Raw genomic sequence first — 7,171 nt, forward strand, 5'->3', positions numbered from 1 at the left:
TGGCCGCCATCAATTGGGCATCACTCACGCGCGGTTACAGACCACGTCAAGGTCTCACCGGCCCGCAACGGTACAATCCCACTGTCCGTGACGAATGGCAGTCTCTCGGGCACCGTCTCCGGCACCCGTCGCAATTCAAATCGACCAGGGTTTACAGGCAGGCGATAGAAGGCTGGCCCGTTTCGGCTGGTGAACGCCTCAAATGCATCTGTGGTTTGAAGAGCGCCAACAGATTCAAACGCCTCTGCATACAGGCCCAAGGCATACGGGGCTGAATAACAGCCCGCACAACCACAACTGGCTTCCTTCAAATGCCGAGCATGGGGAGCGCTGTCCGTCCCGAGAAAAAACTGAGGCAAACCAGAGGTGGCGGCCTTGATCAAGGCCAGGCGATGCTCCTCCCGCTTCAAAATCGGCAAGCAGTACCAATGGGGTTGCAGACCTCCTCTGAACAGCGCATTTCGGTTGTACAACAAGTGCTGGGGGGTGATGGTCGCAGCAAGCAACAAGCGTCCCTGCGCATCGCGCGTGGCGTGATCGGTCACATACTCCGCCGCCTGACGTGTGGTGATGTGCTCGAACACCACACGAAGGCTTGGGAATCTCGATCGTAACGGCTTCATCACCGATTCGATGAATGCCGCCTCACGATCAAACACATCCACATGCGCCTCGGTAACTTCGCCATGCACCAGCAAGGGCATGCCCAAGGCTTGCATTCGGGCGAGAACTGCCGAGCATTGACCCAACAGGTCAGATACCCCTGCATCCGAATTGGTGGTGGCACCAGCTGGATACAACTTCACTGCATGCACCGCACCACTGACCATGGCCCGGTCAATTTCATCAGCCGGTGTTGCCCCTGTCAGATACAGCACCATCAAGGGCTGAAACTGCCGCATTTGCGCACAGTCAGCCTCGGAATAACGTCCGCTCATGCAGGCTTTGTCCACTGCGGCCAAAATGCGCCCACGGTACGCCAGAGCCTGCTCAGTGGTGGTGACAGGAGGCTTTAAATTTGGCATAACAATCGCACGCCTGAAATTCAATGCAGTGGCTGCCACCACGTGCTCCAACGCCTCGCCATCGCGAAGATGCAGGTGCCAATCATCGGGCGGCGCAATGGTCAAAGTGGTGGGTGCAATCGACGAAGCCATAACAAATCCTGTGATGTCCAAGCCCATTATTTTAACCCGTCACTACGCATCCCATGGCAAACGAGTCATTCAAGGTTGCCCAATCAGAATCAGTCGAAGGTCATTGACATTGGTTTGGGTCGGCCCGGTTACCAGCAAACGGCCCAGCGTGTGAAAAAAATCATGGCTGGTGTGCTGCTCCAGATGCAGCCTGGCGGACAACTGCAGTTGCTGAATTCTCGTCAAATCACCGGGCAACAACAAAGCACCGGCATGCCCTCCCACCCCATCGATGCCATCCGTGTCGGCAGCCAATGCGGCCAAAGGAAACACCTCGGGCTGGGCCCGCAACTCATGCACTAGCGACAACAAGAACTCCGAATTTCGGCCCCCTTTGGCCTGCTTCATCTGGGTGTCACTGAGTGTCACCGCGCATTCGCCGCCACTGAGTATGGCCAGTGGTGCGGCAGGCCATCCACCCCGCCCCTGCATGGCCTGCTTCACCAGTGCAGCATGCACCTTGGCCACATGGCTGGACTCACCCTCCACCGTGTCACCAAAACTCAGCACGGTGTACCCTTGCTGACGCAGATAATGCTCCACAGCATCCAGCATTTTTCCGTTGCTGGCCATGATGTGAGAGCGAATTTTCCGGAACACCAACGAACTGGATTTTGGTGTCTCTGGTACCAAACCCTTACAACCTTTCTCAAGATGGCGCAAAACAGAATGCGGCGCTTGCACATTCCAACGACGAATCACATTCAAGGCATCCTGATAGGTGGTGTCGTCTGCGCAAAACGGTCCCGATGCAACCACTGCCGGGTCGTCACCTGGCACATCCGAAATCATCAATTGAAACACCGGCGCGCGGCAAGCCTGGGCCAACTGACCACCCAGTGTTTGGGTGACGTGCTTGCGCACCGTATTCATCTCATCAATTGGGGCACCGCAAGTGAGCAGAGCCCGATTCAGTTGCTGCAGATCCACGAAGGGAATGTCCTTCACCGGTACGCTCAACAAGCTTGAGCCACCACCAGACACCAGCGCTATCACCGGATCAGTTGCCTCAATCGTCCGCAACAGTTGCAGCAATCGCCGAGAAGCGCGCTGCCCCTCTTCATCGGGCACAGGGTGTGCCGCCTCCAACACTTCCACATGTTGGGTTGTCCCCCCGTGGCCACGGCGGGTAATGACCATGCCGGTTAAGTGCTCATGCTGACCAGCACAGGCCTCGACGGCCTGAACCATGGATGCTGCGGCTTTACCTGCACCGATCACCCACACGCGCTGTCGTTCCGGTGCCATGCTGTCCAGCCAGGGCTGAATTTTTTCTGCCCACAAGCCCGGTAACTCGTGGGACGGTTGGGCAGAGGCCACTGCCACGTTGAACGATTCTCGCAACACAGACTCAAAAAAACCAGTGGCGGCAGACATGCTAGCTTCCTGAAAATGAAATAATGCTTAACTCGAGCTTTCTCAACCAACAGCGATGTGTCAACTTCTGGGCATGAACTGCAACACCCCGACAGACATCCAGTTTTCGTTCGAAGGGTTTGCCAAACGTGGGGGCCTAACCGACGAACACGGCGATGGCTGGGGTATCGCCTTTTTTGAAGGCAATGCAGCGCGTTGTTTCATCGACCACAAACCCGCTTCGAACTCGCCGGTGGCCGAGCTGATCCGCAGCTACCCCATCCGGTCCACCAACGTCATTTCGCACATCCGAAAAGCCACGGTGGGAGAGGTCAAACTGGCCAACTGCCATCCGTTTGTTCGGGAGCTGTGGGGCCAAGCCTGGGTATTTGCTCACAATGGCGATCTCAAACAATACAACCCGCAGCTCCACGGCGACTTCCTGCCGATCGGCGACACCGACAGCGAGCAGGCATTCTGCGAAATTCTGCAGGCGTTGAAACAGGCGTTCGGCAACCGCACCTCGCTGAATCGTCCCGCGCTTCGCGACATTGAGCCCGTGGTCAGGGCAGCCTGTTCTGACATCGCCCGTCATGGGACTTTCAACATGCTGCTGTCCAACGGGCAGGCACTGTTTGCCCACTGCTCCACCAAGCTGCAGTACATCATTCGGGCCTATCCGTTCAAACAGGCTCACCTCATTGACTGCGACTTGCAAGTGGACTTTGGCCAAGTCACCACGCCCAAAGATCGGGTTGCTGTCATCGCGACCACCGCTCTCACCGATGACGAAGTGTGGACCTCATTTGAAGCTGGGTCACTTCTGGTTTTTCAGGATGGACAGGCGGTGATCAAAGACGGGTTGCCAGTGCCCCATTGACGGCGCACATCCGGACTCTGGTCAGCCAGCCATCGCGCGGCGCTATAAAATCGGCCGAAATTGTCTCCGCACACCGCAAACAGTCGCTTAAAGCCTGGCACGTCGTCATCATACAAACCCGACACAGCCAGTTTTGCATTGTTCAAATCGACTGACATGTACGGATCAAATCCCGGCCAACCATCCCAGTTGGCCTTCAACTGATCATAATCCCGACGCAGCGTTGCAAACCGAATGGCCTTGCGTCGCTGTTTGTCTTCCGGCGTCAAGGAATCATCGTCGTACAGCATCTTGAGGTCCGCCCGAGCCTTGGCCATTAAGTCACGAAACGCCATGCGCTTCACATCAAACCGGTCATATTGCGCTTTCAAACCAACCCGTGTCGAATCTGAAAGCCAGGCGTTTACACCCAACTCCTCCACCGCACTGGCGAAGCTCTCGTTGAACACGGTGTCATCAGCCACATACAGCACCTGGTGGGCCAACTCGTGAAATACCATTCGAGCAAGCTCCCCAGCCGGAAACCGAATGAACGTGTTCAACAAGGGGTCAGGCGTATAGCCCAAGGTTGAGTAGGCTGGCACACCGATCACGGCCACATCCATGCCTTCAGCGCGAAAAGGCTCTGCATAGGCTTTCGCATCGGTCTCATCGTAAAATCCACGGTATGAAATGCAGCCCGTGATTGGAAAACATGATTTTTTCAAGTCCAGTGAATCGGCTGGTGCAATGACCACATTCCACACCACATACGGTCGCCCCACATCCGCGTACCGCCGATAGCTCTGATTATCGGGTAACCCCAACACCTCAACAGAGTATTGTCGAATATCTCGCGCGTAAGCCAGTTGCTGGCGAATCAATCCTGGTGTCTCGGGGTCGTTGAGCACATCGTCCACGTCACGAGAGGCCGCTAACACAGACAGGTGGCCCGAAGCGGCCTGCCACAAGTAACGGGTCGACGAACACCCACCCAGCAATGCCACACATAACAAACCAAAACACACGTGCCCAACGCCTTTTATCGCTGCTTTAAACCAGGCTTTGTACCAGCAACCCACACCATTGATCATGCCCCATACCCCTGAAACACCGCATTCCATTAGCGTCTGCGGTTGCCAGTACCCAAAAAACCTGCGATTCTTGAGGTTACCTCGAATCCCAATGATGTGTGCTGTGAACCCAACCAAAGTCGATGCCTGGATTCAGACCCGGCGAGATATCCATGCCCACCCTGAACTGCGGTTTGAAGAAAACCGAACCGCCCGGTTAATTGAAGAGCGACTGCGGCACCTGGGCTACGCCGTTGAGTCTGGCATCGGAAAAACTGGCGTGGTGGGCATATTGGAAGGTCGCCTCGTGAGTTCAACACCTCGCATGATCGGTCTTCGCGCCGACATGGACGCACTCCCCATTCAAGAACGCAACACATTTGGTCATGCATCCCTGTATCCTGGAAAGATGCATGCCTGCGGACATGATGGTCATGTCGCCATGCTGCTGGGGGCTGCGCAGGAGCTGTCCGAGACACGCAACTTTGCAGGAAAAGTTGCCCTGATTTTTCAACCAGCCGAAGAAGGTGGTGCCGGTGCCCAGCGCATGATCGAAGACGGCCTTTTCGATCGCTACCCCTGCGACGCGGTATTCGCCATGCACAACTGGCCAGGGCTTGCAGCAGGCGAGTTTGCTGCACATTCAGGCCCCGTCATGGCATCGAGCAATGAATTCTCCATCACCATTCATGCCAAAGGCGCCCATGCTGCCATGCCCGACTTGGGCACCGATCCGATTGTGATCGCAGCCCAACTCATACTGGGGCTGCAAACCATTGTCAGTCGCGTCTGCCGTCCGGTTGATCCAGCCGTATTGTCGGTCACTCAAATCAATGCCGGCGAGGCCATCAACGTGATTCCCGATCGGGCGGTGCTCAAGGGAACCGTTCGAACATTCAGCCACGACGTCTTGGACCTGATTGAGTCGCAACTTCGAAAGATCAGTCAGGAGCTCTGTACGGCCATGGGCGCCAGAGCAGACGTGGAGTTTCACCGCAATTACCCCCCCACGATCAATGACCCAGCCATGGCTGAACTGGCTGAAAATGCGCTGCGGTCCATCACGGATGTGACCGCCGTGCATCGCCATTTACCGCCAACCATGGGTGCAGAAGATTTTGCTTTCATGCTCATGCAGAAACCAGGTGCCTACCTGTGGATCGGCAACGGCACCGGCGACCATCGAACCGTTGGTCACGGCGTTGGGCCGTGCACACTCCACAACCCCAGCTACGACTTTAACGACGGCATATTGCCACTGGGTGTTCGAGCATGGGTCGCCATCGTTGAGCATTTCTTAAGTGCCAGCGTGTAGCGCAGGTTCTCGTGGTGTTGCGCCCCCTGTTCAGCGCCCGCCAACCTGATAACCCAATACAGCTTCAAACTCATCTTGGCCTTTCCGACGCCCCATGACCAACAGTTCACCCGGGAGGGCGCTTACCGCGAGGTCAAACAGCCCCGTTTTGGCGCGTTGTCGCACCCATTTACGCCCTTGAACAACAGCCATCTCCTCGTAAGCCTGGTTCTCAAACTGGAACCGAACCTCGGCGCTGGGTGCAAGCACCTTTGATACAGGCGCCTGGATGACTTTGGTCTGCGTGTTCAACGGCTGATACCAATCAGGCTGCGCTGAACCATGCACCGCCGCGCGAAGTAGGTCGTCTGCCGAAAAACCGGCTGCAGCCATGAATATCGCCTGCTCGGACAATTTGGTAAACGTGTTGAAGGCCAGTCGGCTCTGCCCACCTGCAACCACTGTACTCTCCTCACCCGAGGCGTATCCTCCCCAATACCGTAGGGGATAGTGGCTCAATTTAGCCAGTTCGGCTGGCATGGCAAAAAACAAATCAGTGTTGTCACGAACAAAGCGTCCACCCTCCAGATAACCCGCACCCCAGGTTGTGTCCACCACACGCCACTCACCATCTAACCAAACCTCGTTCCACCGATGATTGGCCTGCCCCCTGCGAGCGGTGCCTACTCGCGCCACACCTTCTACGGTGCGAACATTTAAACCAGCCAATACCATCAACCTGGATGTGACATCGGCGAACACCGCACAACTGCCGCGCCGACTGGTCAACAACTGACTCAACGCATGGCGGGCTGGATCTCCGATGCGCGACGCTGCCCGTGGATCGTGCGACATGTTTTTTATCACCCAACGATAGATCCGGTGGGCCTTTTCGTAATCAGACTTGGCGCCTTGAACAACTTCATTCAACAGCGTGGCACTGGCTTCATCACCAACGGTGGAGGATATAACAGGGGGGTGGGCGAATTTTTCATGGAGAGAAGCTTGGCCCTGTATCGCCCCATTTGCCAAGGCTTGCGACACGTGCAAAGCAAGCCATAGAAAAAGGTTGTAGTGGATTAACACAGATCGACAGCGACTAAACAATTTAAACCACCAATAAACGGATGCCAATCCACAACGCACGCAACGTTTCAGAGAGTGACAAACGGAGTTCGATTCGTTCTGTTGTGGTGTTTAAATGCCATTTGGTTCAAGCAAACGGAACCTGGCAACAATGACGTTGGCAACCCAGTATTTGCAAGAATATTGTTGAATTGAGGGTGAATTAAAAAACCCCTACGACGAGAAGTCGGTAGGGGTTTTTTGGGAATGGAGAGCCTGACGATGTCCTACTTTCACATGCGAATGCACACTATCATCGGCGCTAAGG

Annotated in this window: 6 protein-coding genes; 2 read left to right on the forward strand and 4 right to left on the reverse strand. The window is 55.7% G+C overall.

Translation table 11 applies throughout. The annotated features are described in order from the left end of the window. Positions 1 to 20: 20 nt before the first annotated feature. Both pyrC and NQT62_RS11625 read right to left on the reverse strand, forming a co-directional pair. Positions 21 to 1,157 (reverse strand): dihydroorotase, encoded by a 1,137-nt coding sequence (gene pyrC / locus NQT62_RS11620; RefSeq protein ID WP_256764869.1) that lies wholly within the window; start codon positions 1,155 to 1,157, stop codon positions 21 to 23. Positions 1,158 to 1,226: 69 nt separating this feature from the next. After that, entirely contained in the window at positions 1,227 to 2,573 is a 1,347-nt protein-coding gene (locus NQT62_RS11625) for a glycerate kinase type-2 family protein (protein WP_256764870.1), read from the reverse strand. A gap of 73 nt (positions 2,574 to 2,646) precedes the next feature. On the opposite strand from NQT62_RS11625, the gene NQT62_RS11630 reads away from it, so the two are divergent. Then, a complete protein-coding gene (locus NQT62_RS11630; RefSeq protein ID WP_306173629.1) occupies positions 2,647 to 3,432 on the forward strand; it encodes a class II glutamine amidotransferase in 786 nt (261 codons plus the stop codon). Here the strand turns inward: NQT62_RS11630 and NQT62_RS11635 are convergent. Then, the gene (locus NQT62_RS11635; protein WP_256764872.1) at positions 3,384 to 4,535 is read right to left on the reverse strand and encodes an aminopeptidase; all 1,152 of its coding nucleotides are present in this window, start codon (positions 4,533 to 4,535) and stop codon (positions 3,384 to 3,386) included. The genes NQT62_RS11630 and NQT62_RS11635 overlap by 49 nt on opposite strands. A gap of 64 nt (positions 4,536 to 4,599) precedes the next feature. Here NQT62_RS11635 and NQT62_RS11640 point away from each other — a divergent pair, with 64 nt between their 5' ends. Further along, positions 4,600 to 5,799, forward strand: a complete 1,200-nt coding sequence (locus NQT62_RS11640; RefSeq protein ID WP_370569174.1) for a M20 aminoacylase family protein — start codon at positions 4,600 to 4,602, stop codon at positions 5,797 to 5,799. Positions 5,800 to 5,829: 30 nt separating this feature from the next. Here NQT62_RS11640 and NQT62_RS11645 read toward each other — a convergent pair whose 3' ends face one another. Then, positions 5,830 to 6,924 (reverse strand): transglutaminase domain-containing protein, encoded by a 1,095-nt coding sequence (locus NQT62_RS11645; protein WP_370569171.1) that lies wholly within the window; start codon positions 6,922 to 6,924, stop codon positions 5,830 to 5,832. Positions 6,925 to 7,171 lie beyond the last annotated feature (247 nt).

This window comes from Limnobacter humi, assembly GCF_024518835.1.
GTDB lineage: Bacteria > Pseudomonadota > Gammaproteobacteria > Burkholderiales > Burkholderiaceae_B > Limnobacter > Limnobacter humi.